The following is a 14,214-nucleotide window of genomic DNA, read 5'->3' on the forward strand; positions in this document are numbered from 1 at the left end:
ATCGGTTTAAGGGAGAGGTCGCATAGTGGTCTAGTGCGCCTGTTTCGAAAACAGGTAAGGGTTTACACCCTTCGTGGGTTCGACTCCCACCCTCTCCGCCAAGGAAATTTGCAAGGTTCGTCCGGTCATTCGACCGGACGCCCCGTCGGATGACGGGGCGAATCTCACCCCTTCCGCCAAGAAATAATATTAACATTTATATTATATGGACAATATAGTCGGTCACAATATGGTCACCACGACATTCGAGCTTGATAATTTTCGGGTGGTAAAAAATTTCGGGATTTCCCGGGGAATTGTCGTCCGTTCCCGTTCCATATTTGGAACGATCGGCGCCGGTCTGCAAACGCTGTTCGGCGGCAATATCAGCTTATTTACTGAGCTTTGCGAAAAAACCCGCGAGGATGCTTTTGATCTGATGCTGAAGCACGCAGGCGAGATGGGTGCTAATGCCGTGCTCGGCGCCCGCTATGACGCCACGGAAATCATGCAGGGCGTGACCGAAGTCTTGGCTTACGGCACAGCAGTTCTGGTAGAGCCGAAATAAGTGATGCTTAAATTTGATCTGCCTGTCAAAGCTTTTAAAACCCAAAAGGATTGGGAAAAGTGGCTGGCGAAAAATCATAGTAAGCCAGACGGCATTTGGCTGCGATTTTACAAAAAAGCTTCAGGCGTAAAAACAATTGTTTATGCGGAAGCCTTGGACGCGGCGCTTTGTTACGGCTGGATTGACGGACAATCAAATCGGTACGATGAAAAATCCTATGTACAAAGGTTTACTCCCAGAAGGAAGCGAAGCGTGTGGTCAAAAACAAACATTGCGCATACTGCAAGGCTCAAGAAGCTCGGCCGCATGAAGCCTGCGGGTTTGGCAGCTATTGCGGAAGCCAAAAAAGAACGGCCGATGGGCGAATGCGTATCACCCGCAGAGCCGTGCGACACTGCCGGAAGATTTCTTGGAAGCCCTGGGAAAGAAAAAGAAAGCGAAAAAGTTTTTTGAAAGCCTGAACAAAGTGAATAAGTATGCAATTTATTATCGCTTGAACGCAACTCAAAAACCTGAAACAAGAGAAAAAAAGATAAAGAATATTATTGTGATGCTCAAGAACGGCCAGAAATTTCATTAATATGCAAAGCAAACCCAAACAGCGAAACAATATATAAAGTTTGCAGGCATTTGAGGAAATAAATGCAGTATTTAGTCGAAACATTTTACATACACCAAGAAGGATTTGATGTGATTAAGGCCATAGAAGTAACTGCGCAATCTATTGCTCAGTGGGCAAACTATTACCAAGTAAAAATCCATTTTGCCGAAAAAAAAGTAACCGAAAATGAGAAGACGGGCCCGCTTCCGGAAGAAAAGTTAAAAAAATCCGAAATAGCTGGGGAGTTGCTTCAATGGGTGTCTAAGAATTCTAAGCCCGGCTGGGAATTCGATATGAGATTTGTTTTGTCAGAGCTTCCCGAAGCCGAAAAACCTATATTTGCATATTATGACGGACCATGGAATATGTCTCTTGAATTGCATCCCGATGAATTCAAAGAATTACAGGAAATTTGGAAGTTGAATAATTTACCGGAAGATTTGTTTTTTCCACTATACCAGCAAATCTGCATATTGTTGCCACCGGGAAAATTTGTGAAATTTCTGAATATGCTGGGGTTGAATTTCCAAAGCCAGAGATGTCTGTCGCCGAAAGAATGGGAATTGGAAAAAACAAAATATGAGAATTATCCGAGGATTAACAAAAATGACCTTTAGACCATCAACCAGCGACGAAGCGGTAAAGAAGGCCACGGGCAAAGATTGGGGTTCTTGGTTCAAGCTTTTGGACAAAGAAAAAGCGTTTAAATTAGATCATACAAAGATCGCCGCGCTGTTTATGATAAACATTTGAAAAAGCACTGGTGGGCGCAAATGGTGGCTAACACATATGAGCAGCACAAAGGCTTGCGAAAAAAGTATGAAAATATCTTCGGTTTTGAAGCTTCGGTAAGTCAGACAATTGACAGGCCGGCCTCAGTCCTGTACAGTAAGGTACTGGCTGCAAAGCTGCCGATTAGATAACTACCAAAACTTTAAGCAAAAACATCCGAGCGATCTTTACAAAAGACCAAACTCGTATGGATTTCGCATTTTACGCTAAAGGAAAAGATAAAACTCAGGTCGCAATCCAACATCATAAACTGAAAAAAGAGTCTGATGTGAAAAAAATGAAGGAATATTGGAAACAAGTTTTAAATAAATTAAATTAAGGAGATTTATGGCAGAAAAATTTACCGCAAAAAGTGAAGGAGTGATCATGGCGCCGGCGCACGAAGTCTGGCAGGCGCTGACCGATCCTGTCATGGTCAAACAGTGGCTCTACGGGACAGATATGTCGGTCACGGAATGGAAGATCGGCGGCGAGATCAGATATAAAGGTGAGTGGGAAGGTAAGAAATATGAAGACAAAGGCACGATCTTGGAAATTGAGCCGGAAAAATTGCTGGTCAGCACTTATTGGAGCTCCATGTCAGGCACGCCGGATGTGCCGGAAAGCTATCAGAAAGTAAGTTACAAATTGGACCCGTCCGGCGGCGGGACCAAACTTACGATCACCCAAGAGGGGAATGCAACCGAGGAATCAGCGAAGCATTCCGAAGGCAACTGGAATCAAGTTTTGCAAAGTTTGAAAAAAATCGTTGAGAAATAAGTCATTAAGAAGTTTTTTTATGGACAATATAAAGGTCAAGGTTGTAGAGCACGGGGGCAAAGGCGTAGTCTGGGGTATCGGATGGTTGTTTACGATCGGATTTATGCATCTGATGTTTTGGCAGGGAGTACTGGCTGTCATCATATGGCCTTACTACTTGGGCGAGGCTATTAGGACTTTGGTTCATTAGTTTGAGAAATAAAAAAACTCCCGACCGGGGAGTTTTTTTATTTGTTAGAAAGGATCAGAATTTAAAGTTGGAAGCCAGTTGGCCGATCAGCGGCAATTCTTTCATTTGTTTGTTTAAGACATTGATGATCCCAATGACGACCAAAACGAAAATAGCGAATTGAAGAAGCGGCACAAGCACCCAACCCAGAACGCGGGTCTGCCAAAATAGGCCAACAATGACATCACATATTAAAAGCACCAAGCCCTGCTTGACGTGAAATTTTACGAACGGATTGTTTCTGGAGTCGGTTAACAGCGGAATAATGACCAAAATGCCAAGATAGGCCAGAATACCCATAACCGTATTGTTTGATTTAGTGTTTGTGTCCATAAAGATTGTTTAATTACTTACATATAATATATTCTTTTGCTAAAATTAAAGCAATTAAAAGAACTCCCCTGAAAACAAAAATTTTAATTTTACACACTTCCGTTGGTCACGGCATTAAGGCTACAGCAGTTAATATTGGAGAGAAATTGGAAGCGACGGGAAATTATGATGTACGGGTTGAAGATGTGCAGAAGATCATCGGCGGAAGCACGAACAGAGTCCTGGAAAAGATCTACCTGAAGATAATGGAGGAATTTTCTTTCATCTGGGATTTTTGTATAGTTCAAAAATGGTGAATTGGATCAGCCTGCCGCTGAGGAAGCCCCTCGCCGGTCTAAAATCCAAAAATGTCCTGGAACTTTTGCGGGAGTTCCAGCCGTATATCGTCATCAGCACTCAAACCATCTCCACCGGCATCGTCGCCCATTTGAAATCAAAAGGGCTGTATCAAGGCCGGCTGGTGGCCGTATTTTCCGATTTTCATACGCATACATTTTGGGTTTATCATGAGGTTGATCTGTACTTGTGCGCCATTGCCGAGCAGGTTTCGGACCTAATCAAGCTCGGAGTTCCGAAAGAGAAGATCGCAGTCACCGGCATGATCCTGGCCGAAAAGTTCAATGCTAAGATCGATAAAGATCAGGCCAGAAGGGAAGCCGGGTTGTTAACCACGATGCCTGTGATCTTGCTGTTTAACGGGGCCAGACCGCGGATGGGAGTTAAAGCCGTGTTCACCAGGCTGCTGCGTTCCCCCAGAAGTTTTCAGATCCTGGTGGTATGCGGTTTGAACCAGGAATTGAAGACGGAATTGGAAAAAATCTCTCCTCCGGGTCCGCATCCGGTGAAGATACTGGGATATGCGGATAATATGGATGTTCTGATGTCAGCTGCGGATGTGATGGTCGGCAAAACCGGTGGGCCGACAATGGGCGAGGCTTTGCTGAAAAAATTGCCCATCATTCTGACCAACATTCACCCGGGGCATGAGCAGAGCAATCTGGAATATTTGGTCCGGAATAATATTGCGCAGTATGCCCGCAATCCTACGGAGGCGGTATTTTTTGTGGAGCAGATCCTCGATGGCAAGTTGAAAAAAGACTGGGAACATGCTTTCAGTAAGCTGATCGCTCCTAAAGGAGCGGTTTCCGTGGCCTCTGCCATTGGCAGGATCCGGCCGGAAGAACCTGAAAAATATGGCGGAATTACGGTAAAAAATTATCAAGAGATTTAATTTGACATTAGAACTTCAATAAACTAATATCTAACTACAAGATTAAGCAGTATTTATGCCAAAGATAAGAATTTAATCAACAAACTTATGGGAACGCAAACCATATCGGAGGAAGCGGAAGAAGGGATGCAGGAAACTGATGAAAATGAAGTCGGACCGCAGGCCACGGGCTCGCAGGAAGACTGGCTCTCCGAATATGAAGGCCAGCTGACCATCGATATGTACCAGACCAAAGATAACGTCATCATCAAATCAACCATCGCCGGAGTTCGGCCCGAAGATATTGATGTGACGATCGCCAATGATATGGTCACCATCCGCGGCGAGCGCAAGCGGGATTTTGACGCTTCCAGCGAGGATTATTTTTATCAGGAATGTTATTGGGGGAGTTTTTCCAGGTCAGTAGTGCTGCCGGTAGATGTGGATATTGAAGGCGTCAATGCCGATCTGAGGGACGGAATTCTGACCGTCATCCTGCCAAAAGCGGCCAAGGCCAAAGCGCGAAAGATCAAAGTAGGCGCTAAAGTTTAAATAAAGAAAACAAAATAGCCCTCGCCAAAAAGGCGAGGGTTTTAAATTGGCAGTTCCAAGACTTGATTTATATCTAATTTTTCTGCATAATAGTATATGAGTTTTCAAATTTTATGGACATCTCTACATTATCTAAGCAACTGAATATCCCGACCATGCAGCTGCGGGCGAAGATTGCCGCGGCCGGTTTTCACGTATCCCCGAGAGCCAACAAGATCGATAACCAGTTGGCCAAACAGATCCTCAATTCCCTAAGCCAAGCCAAGGCGGAACGGTCAAACCGGGTGCACCCAAAGAAGTTTCTTTGCCGAAAGTATTGAGCGTGAAGGATCTGGCCGCAAAATTGAACTTGGATGTGACGGCTGTTATCCGCAAGCTCATCCAAAACGGTGTCATGGCCACTATAAAATGAAGAAATTGATTATGATACGGCTGCAATTGTGGCGTCAGATCTGGGCTTTAATGTTTCTGAAACCCAGGAGACCACGACCAGATTGGGTTTGGGTTATGTGGCGGATGAAGTAAAAAAAGAACAGGCGGAAAAACCCGCTGAATTTATCACCCGGCCGCCGATCGTGGCGATCATGGGTCATGTGGACCACGGCAAAACCACTTTGCTGGATATGATCCGCTCGACCAAGGTCGTGGATACCGAATCCGGCGGCATCACACAGCACATCGGAGCTTATCAGGTGAACCGCAACGGCAAGCTCATCACATTTTTGGACACTCCCGGGCATGAGGCGTTCGCGGCCATGCGCGCCCGCGGCGCAAATGTCACGGACATTATTGTTTTGGTTGTAGCTGCAGACGATGGCGTCAAACCGCAGACGATCGAGGTCATCAACCGCGCAAAACTCACGGCCACTCCAATGATCGTGGCGATCAATAAAGTTGATCGGCCGGATGCCAATGTTGAACGGGTAAAAAAAGAACTGGCGGATTACGGCGTGCTGGTTGAAGAATGGGCCGGCACGACGCCGGTTGCCAAAATCTCGGCGTTAAGCGGCGCCGGCGTGGACGATCTTTTGGATCTGATCTTATTGCAATCGGAAGTCTTAGACCTGAAGGCCAACCCATCGGGAGCCGCATTAGGCACGGTGATAGAATCGCATCTTTCCAGAACCTTAGGTTCGATCGCGACTATTCTGGTCCAGAACGGCACCTTGAATTTATCCGATTTTGTGGCTGTGGGCCGCGCTTACGGCAAGATCCGGTCCATGACCGATCCCAAAGGCGCGAAAGTGAAATCCGCCGGGCCCTCCTCGGCTGTGCTGATCACCGGACTTTCAGACGTACCGTCTGCCGGTGACGTGCTCAAAACTTACACTACTGCGGATGAAGCCAAGGCTTATGCTGAAAGCATCATCAAATCGGAAAGGGCCAAAAAAATGGCTGTCAGCAAAAAAAAGTTGAACCTGACCGGCAAGGACCTGAACCTGATCATTAAAGTTGATGTGCTCGGCAGTCTTGAAGCCATCAACGAAGCTTTGAATAAACTCAAGAACACCGAGGTCAAGCTGAACATTCTGGAAGAAGGCGCAGGCGAGATCACGGAGAACGATGTGCTGCGAGCCGCGGCCGCGAATGCCGTGATCATAGGGTTCCATACCCGCCTGAATGTCCAGGCCGCTAAACTGGCGCAGGCAAAAAATGTGGTTGTCCAGCAATATGACATTATCTACGAATTGATCGAAGACCTAACGCGCCAGGTGGTCGAGATGCTGACGCCTGAAGTTTTGCGCACAGACCTGGGCCGCGCCAAGGTCCTCGCGATCTTCCGCACGGAAAAAGACAAAATGATCATCGGCGGCAATGTGGCTGAAGGAAAGATCAAGGACGGGGCAGAGTTTGAGATCAAACGCGGCGATGAGATGGTAGGGAAAGGGCAGGTTTTGGAATTGCAGCAAAATAAGATTAAGACCCGCGAAGTTTTGCATGGATCGGAATTCGGCTCCAGCGTTAAGACTTCAAATAAGATAGAAGCCGGCGATGTGCTGGTTATGTTTGAAGAAACTATCAGGAAAAAAACTTTGTAAAAATGAGCAGACGGACCGAAAAAGTCGCATCTTTGATGCATGAAAAAATTGGTGAATATCTTAAACTGCTTGAACTGCCCGCGCTGACCACTATCAGTAAAGTTGAGGTCACGCCGGATTTGAAATGGAGCAAAGTGTGGATCACTGTGATGGGAGATGGAAAAAAACAAACTGAGGTGCTGAAAATAATCGGTGAAAATCTGCGAGATCTGCAAAAGCAGTTGAACCGGGAACTGACCATGAAGTTCGTGCCGAAGATCAAATTCGTGATGGACCACGGTGAAGAGTATGCGGCCAAGATCAATGAACTTTTACGCAAGACCCATGAAGAATAATACGTACAATTTTAAGAAAGCGCTGGATCTGATCAAATCTTCCGATAAGATCCTTTTGACCACGCATGAAGGCACAGACGGGGATGATCTGGGGTCAGCTTTAGCTGTGTTTGGATATTTAAAACAATTAGACAAAAAAGTTCAGGTAGTGATAAAGGGCGGCGTGCCGAATAATTTGATATTTTTGCCGGATTCGGATGAGGTTAAATCGCAGTTGGAAAATTTAGATCCGGATCTGCTGATCAGTTTCGGCTGCAATAAAATCGAGCGCACGGGTCTAAGACAACTTCAGAATATCGGCAGCCCGATCATTAATTTTGACCATCATCCTGATAACACAAACTTCGGCACCGTTAATATCGTGGACCCTGATACCGCGGCTGTGGCTGAACTGGTTTATTATTTTTTGAAGTTTGCCAGCGCGGAGATCGATAAAAATATGGCCACCGCGATGCTGACCGGGATTTTCACCGACACCGGAGGGTTCAAGCATGCCAATACTTCCGCCAGCGCATTGGAAGTGGCATCCGAGCTTTTGAAAAAAGGGGCCAGGATCGATAAGATCGCTCTGCAGACCATTGGTAAAAAAAGGCCTACCACGATCAAAGCCTGGTCCAAAGGTCTGGAGAACGCCCGGTTTGATCCGGAAAAAAAGATGGTGTTCTCAGTGCTGACGGAAGATGATCTGAAAGAGATCGGCGCGACTGATGAGGATCTGGATGGATTCGTGGAACTATTGAACAATATACCGCAAGCACGTTTCGCGCTGCTGCTGCGGCAGGACGGCAGCGTGGTCAAAGGCAGTCTTCGTTCTGAGCTGAATAAAAAAGTGGATGTATCCAAGATCGCCAAATCTTTCGGCGGCGGCGGTCACAAACTGGCATCCGGGTTTAAGATCAACGGCAAGCTTACCCGAGAAGGAGATAATTGGCGTATAAAATAGTTAGTAGTGAGTAGTACGCATTTATGTTAAAATAAACATACTTTATGGCAAAAAAACGAAACCAAGACGATTACGATTTCTCAAATTTCAAACGGCCGCAGCTGAATCTGAAAAGCGGCACGCGTAAAACTGTGGCCATGGTGTTTTTTACGGTTCTAGCCATTTTGTTTACCTTAAGCTTGGCTAATCTGGCAGGTCCGTTTGGTAATGTGGCGAATCAGGTTCTGAAACTGGCCTTTGGATGGGTGGCATATTTGGTCCCGATCATTTTTTTATTCGTGGCGATCGCTCTGTTCCGCCAAAAGCCCGAGGAAGAAGCATCCACCGTTTCCACGCATGCGTATGTCGGCGCCGTGCTTTTGCTCCTGACGCTTACCGGAGTTCTGCATTTGTGGGTCATCCGCACGGATGTGAATTTGGCATTTGATCTGGTGAAATCCGGCCGGGGCGGGGGCTACCTGGGAGTTTTGACCAGCTATCCGCTGATGCATCTGATGGGTTTTGCCGCAAGTATGGTGATCTTGATCGCCGGGATCATGGTTTCTTTTTTAGTCACATTCAATATTTCTTTTTCGGATCTGTTCCGTAAAAGAGAAGTTTTGGACAGTAAACAAAAAACCAACGGCAAACTGCGGATAAACAATGCCGCCAATGCCGGATTTACAAAAGAAAGCGTGGGCGAGCTCAATAAGATCGTTTCCAGAGACCGGCCTGAGGTTACGGTCAACGGATTGGATGAATTAAAGACATCGAAGAGGGTCAAAATGACGGCACCGGAGGACAAGAACTGGAAATTTCCGCCGCTGGATCTTTTGGATGAAGCGAAAACCAAGGTTGATTCAGGCAATATTGAAGCCAATGTAGCGATCATCCAAAAAACTCTGAATGATTTTGGGATCGACGTGGAGATGGGAGAAGTTAATGTCGGCCCGACCGTGACCCAGTATACTTTCCGTCCCGCTGTCGGCGTAAAACTTTCCCAGATCGCCAGCCTGCAAAACGATTTGGCTTTGGCTTTGGCAGCCAAATCGGTGCGCATGGAATTGCCGATCCCGGGCAAGGCTCTGGTCGGAATTGAGATCCCTAACAAATCCACAGCCCTGGTCCGTCTTAAGGAACTCATTTCGCATGCCGCATTCGCAGAGCAGCCTTCAAAACTGGCCTTTGCCTTAGGGCGCGACGTGGCAGGGCATCCGATGATAGCTGATCTTTCCCGCATGCCGCATTTGCTGATCGCGGGAGCGACGGGTACCGGCAAGTCTGTGGCCATCAATTCTTTTCTTATCAGCCTGATGTATCGCGTGACTCCTTCGGAAGTGAAATTGATCATCATTGACCCGAAAAGAGTGGAGCTGGCTTTGTATAATGGCCTACCGCATCTGATGACGCCGGTGATAACTGACCACCAGAAAGCCGTAAACGCCCTGAAGTGGGCCGTGGCTGAGATGGACAGGCGATATAAATTGTTGTCCGAGGTCCATAAACGGAGTATCGCCGAATATAACAGCGCTTCGCTTCTTAAGCTGCCATACTTGGTAATTGTGGTGGATGAATTGGCTGATCTGATGAGCGTTGCCCAGAATGAAGTGGAAGCGACTATCGTCAGATTGGCGCAGATGGCCCGGGCTGTAGGCATTCATTTGGTGGTGGCAACCCAAAGGCCTTCGGTTGATGTCATCACAGGATTGATCAAAGCCAATATCACCTCTCGTATGGCATTTGCCGTAGCGTCGCAAGTTGATTCGCGGACGATCCTGGACTCATCCGGAGCTGAAAAACTTTTGGGCTTGGGGGACATGCTCTATGTCACCGCAGAATTTACCAAACCTAAGCGTGTGCAGGGAACATTTGTTGCGGAAAAAGAGATCAAGCGGGTGGTAGATTTTATTAAAGAGCAGACCGGCAATACTATTTATGATGAGTCGATCGTGGAGAAGCCAATCAGAGGCGTCAGTGTTCCAGGATTTGAAAATTCAGACGATGAGGACGATGATGAGCTGATGGCGGAAGCAATTGAAGTGGTTCAAAACGCAGGCAAAGCATCAGCATCTTTATTGCAACGAAGACTAAGAGTCGGCTATGCCAGAGCGGCCAGGCTTCTGGATCTGATGGAAGACAAAGGATTGATCGGTCCCGGTGAAGGCGCCAAACCCCGGGAAGTTTACGGCAGCGAGGGTGCCGTGGAAGTTTCCGAAGAAGAAGAATTCGAAAAAGCGCAAAAGGGAGATTATGATAGTTGACAATTTGATTGCTCGGATTTAGGATTACTTTATCAGGCGGCTGAAAAAGCCGCTTTTGTATTTTGTGGTATTATTTACCCACACACCAAAATTTGGTGTGTGGGTTTAGGGACTAATTGGGCGGCAGAAAGATACTTATGACTGAAGAAAACAAAGGCGAAATTGTTATTTATAAGGCTGAAGAAGGGCCTGAGCTACAAGTTACTCTTGAGAATGAGACCGTTTGGCTTAATTTACAGCAAATGACTGATTTGTTCCAAAGAGACAAGTCGGTTATCTCAAGGCATATCCAAAATATCTATAAAGAGGCTGAACTTAGCCAAAATGCAACAGTTGCATTTTTTGCAACAGTTCAAAAAGAAGGCAATCGTGAAGTGAAACGCGAAATTGAGTTTTATAACCTCGACATGATCATCTCGGTGGGCTATCGGGTCAATTCCAAGCGCGGTACGCAATTTCGGATATGGGCCACGCAGAGATTGCGTGATTATTTGCTGAAAGGTTATCTGGTCAATGAAAAGCGTTTGAAAGAAAACGAAGAAATAAAGCTCAAGGAGCTTCAACAGGCAGTCGGCTTGATGCAGCAAGCTCTTTCTGTTAAGAGGCTCGAAGGTTATGAAAAAGAACTTTTGAATATTATCACTGACTATGCCAATACATGGCTGACTTTTTATCAGTTCGATGCCGGAACTTTGGCTTTGGAAGGAAATAAAAAAACCACGAAGCATTTGGAATATGAGCAGATCAAAAAATCCATCGTGCGGTTCAAACAGCGCCTGATGAAAGACGATGAAGCCAGCGAGCTGTTCGGAACGGAAGTGTCGGAAAAACTGCTGTCACTTTTGGGCAACGTCAAACAAAGCTTGGGAGGCAAAGATGTGTATCCGACCCTGGAAGAAAAAGCCGCTCATCTTTTATACTTTGCCGTAAAAAACCATCCGTTCGTGGACGGCAACAAACGGATCGGGGCATTGCTGTTCATTTTGTTCCTGGTCCAGAATAATTTTCTGATCAATAAGCGGGGCGAACGCAAGATCAATGATTCGGCGCTCACCGCCGTGACCCTGCTCGTGGCCGAGTCGAAGCCGGCACAGAAAGATGTCATGGTAAAATTGATAGTGAATCTGATTAACAAAAAATAGATGCCTGCTGGCGCTTTATTTAAAACTAAAGCGGTGAAGATCGACACGCTCGGCGAATATCTGGTTCAAGTGCGCACGCAGCTGAATTTGGACCTGAAAACCGTCAGTCTCTTAACCCAGATCAAGCCTTCATATATAGAGTACTTGGAAGCGGGCAATTTTGATGTCCTGCCGGCCGATGTCTATATCCGGGGTTTTTTGAAAAGCCTGGCCAATCTTTACCGTATAAAAGAACAGATCCTGATCGATCAGTATGAAAAAGAACGCGGATTCGAAGTAGCACAACCTCGGGCCAAAAATACCCAAAGCAAGCTTTCGTTGAATCCGAAGATCATTATTCTAGGCTTAAGTTTACTGGTAGCTTTGGCCGCGCTGGGCTATGTGGCGACAGAGATCCGCTCTATCCTGGCTCCGCCGCATCTGGCAATAGATGAGCCTAGTTCAGACCAAACCGTGACCAGCAACAGTATTGTGGTCTCAGGCGCAGCCGAACCCGGGGCCGAGGTTTCGATCAACAACCAGCCGGTACTGACCGATTCGACCGGCCAGTTCACGGAAAATTTATTGCTCAACACTGGCCTTAATATCATTGAGATCTCGGAAAAAAATAAATTCAACAAAGTCAGCAAGATCACAAGACAGATCATCAGCGAGCCGGTCAGCGCCGTTGTCGCGCCGAAGCAGGCAGTGAACCTGACCATTCAAACCGGACCGAACAGCGCATGGGTATATCTGGAGGCGGACGGCATCGTGATCCAAAGAGGGACCATGCTGGCAGGTGCGACCAAAACGGTTTCGGCAAAGGACGAAATTATTTTAACTTCAGCCGACGCCGGCTCTACACAAGTGATCTACAACGGCAAGGATCTGGGAAAACTCGGTCGTGAAGGCGAAGTCATCCGCAACGTGCAATTTAGTTCGCAGTAGTAATTTAGCCGGCAATCATTTATAATAAATAATATTAAATAGGCGGCGGGAAAGAAAAAGTATATGGCGAAAAGCAATGATACTAAAAGTTCGGAAAAATTGAATCTGGAAGAAACACTGTCCTCGATCAGGGAAAAATTCGGCGAGGGTTCGATCATGACCCTGCAGAAAGCCAAGACCATGAATGTGGAAGTCATCCCCACCGGATGCCTGTCTTTGGATCTGGCATTGGGTGTTGGCGGAATTCCGAAAGGGCGCATTATAGAAATTTACGGACCTGAAGCTTCCGGCAAAACTACGCTGGCCATGCACATCGTGGCCGAGGTCCAAAAGCGCGGAGGAGTTGCCGCGTTCGTGGATGCGGAACATGCTCTCGATCCTGACCGCGCCAAAGCCGTGGGCGTGAAGATCGATAAACTTTTGATTTCCCAGCCTGACAACGGCGAGCAGGCGTTGGATATCGTGGAAGCTTTGGTGAGATCAAACAGCGTTGAAATTATTGTGGTTGATTCTGTTGCCGCCTTAACACCGCGCGCGGAGATAGAAGGAGATATGGGCGACTCGCACATGGGCTTGCATGCGCGCCTCATGAGCCAGGCCCTGCGCAAGCTGACCGCGATCATTTCCAAATCCAATTCTACCGTAATTTTCATCAACCAGATCCGAATGAAGATCGGAGTGATGTTCGGCAACCCGGAAACCACTACCGGCGGGCAGGCTCTGAAGTTTTATTCCTCGGTCCGCATCGAAGTGCGCAAGCTTGCCCAGATCAAACAGGGCGATGTCATCATGGGCAACCGGGTGAAGGCCAAGATCGTGAAGAACAAAGTTGCTGCGCCTTTCCGGACCACGGAATTTGATATCATGTTCGGCGAAGGCGGCATTTCTTATGCCGGTGACCTGCTGGACACCGGGGTGCAGTATAATGTCCTGGCCAAAAGCGGCAACACTTACAGTTTTGGCGAAGTTAAGGTGGGAGTCGGGCGGGAAAATGCCAAGAACTTCCTGAAAGACAATCCAAAGGTAGCTCACGACATAGAAAAAGCGGTGCGGACCCGGTCTAAAGACCAGGAATGGGTGCCCGTGGCCTCCTAAACAGGATTTTTTTGCCAAAAAATTGTGAATAAGCCTGTTAGTTTCACTGAAAAAAATTAAAAAAGCTCAGTAAATCAATATATTTTTTTATTTTGGGAGCAAATTATTGACAACGCTTAATTTTTCTGCTATACTGGCTCTATCAATACCGGACAGAACCTTGAAAATTGAAAAAAGCATTAGCGGAGAAAGCCGGAAGCTTAAAAATTGAACTTCCTGCGTTCTCCACTATTCGTCATAGCTGTTCTAACCCAGCTGATTGTAAAACAAAAATAAAAATCGTTTGTATAAAAATAAAACAAACATAAAACAAAAATTGTTAGGTAGTTCTCTACCACAAGAACAGTGAAGAACTTCGTCTTATAAAGCGGTTAGATATATAAGTGTTCTTTTTACGGTTTCTACATACGAATGTTGACCTCTGCTTCAGGCTTTGGAGCTTGATACTTAAGGACAAAATTTTCTTAAGA

At 46.5% G+C, this 14,214-nt stretch carries 20 protein-coding genes and 1 tRNA gene; 20 read left to right on the forward strand and 1 reads right to left on the reverse strand.

Translation table 11 applies throughout. From position 1 onward, the window contains the following. The first annotated feature begins 11 nt into the window (after positions 1-11). The 8 genes from WDN47_03870 (at position 12) to WDN47_03905 (ending at position 2,889) form a co-directional block, all read left to right on the forward strand. Positions 12-101, forward strand: a tRNA-Ser gene (locus tag WDN47_03870). Between the two features lie 104 nt (positions 102-205). After that, on the forward strand, positions 206-547 hold the full coding sequence (locus WDN47_03875) for a YbjQ family protein (GenBank protein MEJ0021686.1): 342 nt from the start codon (positions 206-208) through the stop codon (positions 545-547). A gap of 3 nt (positions 548-550) precedes the next feature. Continuing rightward, on the forward strand, positions 551-1,000 hold the full coding sequence (locus tag WDN47_03880) for a bacteriocin-protection protein, YdeI/OmpD-associated family (GenBank protein ID MEJ0021687.1): 450 nt from the start codon (positions 551-553) through the stop codon (positions 998-1,000). Then, entirely contained in the window at positions 957-1,127 is a 171-nt protein-coding gene (locus WDN47_03885) for a YdeI/OmpD-associated family protein (protein ID MEJ0021688.1), read from the forward strand. Before WDN47_03880 ends, WDN47_03885 begins: the two co-directional genes overlap by 44 nt. 62 nt (positions 1,128-1,189) lie before the next feature. Beyond that, positions 1,190-1,765, forward strand: a complete 576-nt coding sequence (locus WDN47_03890; protein ID MEJ0021689.1) for a hypothetical protein — start codon at positions 1,190-1,192, stop codon at positions 1,763-1,765. Continuing rightward, on the forward strand, positions 1,755-1,901 hold the full coding sequence (locus tag WDN47_03895) for a hypothetical protein (protein ID MEJ0021690.1): 147 nt from the start codon (positions 1,755-1,757) through the stop codon (positions 1,899-1,901). Before WDN47_03890 ends, WDN47_03895 begins: the two co-directional genes overlap by 11 nt. A gap of 366 nt (positions 1,902-2,267) precedes the next feature. Further along, positions 2,268-2,699 carry an SRPBCC family protein gene (locus WDN47_03900; protein ID MEJ0021691.1) on the forward strand — a complete coding sequence of 144 codons (432 nt, stop codon included), beginning with the start codon at positions 2,268-2,270 and terminating at the stop codon, positions 2,697-2,699. Between the two features lie 19 nt (positions 2,700-2,718). Continuing rightward, positions 2,719-2,889, forward strand: a complete 171-nt coding sequence (locus WDN47_03905) for a hypothetical protein (GenBank protein MEJ0021692.1) — start codon at positions 2,719-2,721, stop codon at positions 2,887-2,889. Positions 2,890-2,943: 54 nt separating this feature from the next. Here the strand turns inward: WDN47_03905 and WDN47_03910 are convergent, their stop codons facing one another. Continuing rightward, positions 2,944-3,261 carry a hypothetical protein gene (locus tag WDN47_03910; GenBank protein MEJ0021693.1) on the reverse strand — a complete coding sequence of 106 codons (318 nt, stop codon included), beginning with the start codon at positions 3,259-3,261 and terminating at the stop codon, positions 2,944-2,946. 146 nt (positions 3,262-3,407) lie between these two features. On the opposite strand from WDN47_03910, the gene WDN47_03915 reads away from it, so the two are divergent. The 12 genes from WDN47_03915 (at position 3,408) to recA (ending at position 13,744) form a co-directional block, all read left to right on the forward strand. Continuing rightward, positions 3,408-3,557 carry a hypothetical protein gene (locus tag WDN47_03915; GenBank protein MEJ0021694.1) on the forward strand — a complete coding sequence of 50 codons (150 nt, stop codon included), beginning with the start codon at positions 3,408-3,410 and terminating at the stop codon, positions 3,555-3,557. Continuing rightward, positions 3,551-4,492 carry a glycosyltransferase gene (locus WDN47_03920; GenBank protein MEJ0021695.1) on the forward strand — a complete coding sequence of 314 codons (942 nt, stop codon included), beginning with the start codon at positions 3,551-3,553 and terminating at the stop codon, positions 4,490-4,492. The genes WDN47_03915 and WDN47_03920 overlap by 7 nt, the downstream gene beginning before the upstream one ends. A gap of 87 nt (positions 4,493-4,579) precedes the next feature. Next, the gene (locus WDN47_03925) at positions 4,580-5,023 is read left to right on the forward strand and encodes an Hsp20/alpha crystallin family protein (protein MEJ0021696.1); all 444 of its coding nucleotides are present in this window, start codon (positions 4,580-4,582) and stop codon (positions 5,021-5,023) included. 113 nt (positions 5,024-5,136) lie between these two features. Beyond that, positions 5,137-5,343, forward strand: coding sequence for a hypothetical protein (locus WDN47_03930; protein MEJ0021697.1), 207 nt, complete (start codon positions 5,137-5,139; stop codon positions 5,341-5,343). Then, a complete protein-coding gene (locus tag WDN47_03935) occupies positions 5,328-5,435 on the forward strand; it encodes a translation initiation factor IF-2 N-terminal domain-containing protein (protein ID MEJ0021698.1) in 108 nt (35 codons plus the stop codon). The genes WDN47_03930 and WDN47_03935 overlap by 16 nt, the downstream gene beginning before the upstream one ends. Positions 5,436-5,463: 28 nt before the next feature. Next, positions 5,464-7,062, forward strand: coding sequence for a translation initiation factor IF-2 (gene infB, locus WDN47_03940; protein MEJ0021699.1), 1,599 nt, complete (start codon positions 5,464-5,466; stop codon positions 7,060-7,062). A 2-nt stretch (positions 7,063-7,064) separates the two neighbouring features. After that, positions 7,065-7,397: a ribosome-binding factor A gene (locus tag WDN47_03945; protein ID MEJ0021700.1), complete on the forward strand. Its 333-nt coding sequence runs from the start codon at positions 7,065-7,067 to the stop codon at positions 7,395-7,397. Further along, complete coding sequence (locus tag WDN47_03950; GenBank protein MEJ0021701.1) at positions 7,387-8,340, forward strand: bifunctional oligoribonuclease/PAP phosphatase NrnA; 954 nt, start codon at positions 7,387-7,389, stop codon at positions 8,338-8,340. Before WDN47_03945 ends, WDN47_03950 begins: the two co-directional genes overlap by 11 nt. A 44-nt stretch (positions 8,341-8,384) precedes the next feature. Further along, on the forward strand, positions 8,385-10,580 hold the full coding sequence (locus WDN47_03955; GenBank protein MEJ0021702.1) for a DNA translocase FtsK 4TM domain-containing protein: 2,196 nt from the start codon (positions 8,385-8,387) through the stop codon (positions 10,578-10,580). Between the two features lie 137 nt (positions 10,581-10,717). Then, positions 10,718-11,722, forward strand: a complete 1,005-nt coding sequence (gene rhuM, locus WDN47_03960; protein MEJ0021703.1) for a RhuM family protein — start codon at positions 10,718-10,720, stop codon at positions 11,720-11,722. A 33-nt stretch (positions 11,723-11,755) separates the two neighbouring features. Further along, positions 11,756-12,649, forward strand: coding sequence for a RodZ domain-containing protein (locus tag WDN47_03965; protein ID MEJ0021704.1), 894 nt, complete (start codon positions 11,756-11,758; stop codon positions 12,647-12,649). A 63-nt stretch (positions 12,650-12,712) separates the two neighbouring features. Then, positions 12,713-13,744 carry a recombinase RecA gene (gene recA, locus WDN47_03970; protein MEJ0021705.1) on the forward strand — a complete coding sequence of 344 codons (1,032 nt, stop codon included), beginning with the start codon at positions 12,713-12,715 and terminating at the stop codon, positions 13,742-13,744. Positions 13,745-14,214: the final 470 nt, after the last annotated feature.

It is taken from the genome of Candidatus Doudnabacteria bacterium, from assembly GCA_037200925.1.
In the GTDB taxonomy this organism is placed as follows: Bacteria; Patescibacteriota; Doudnabacteria; order UBA920; family O2-02-FULL-48-8; genus JBDTSL01.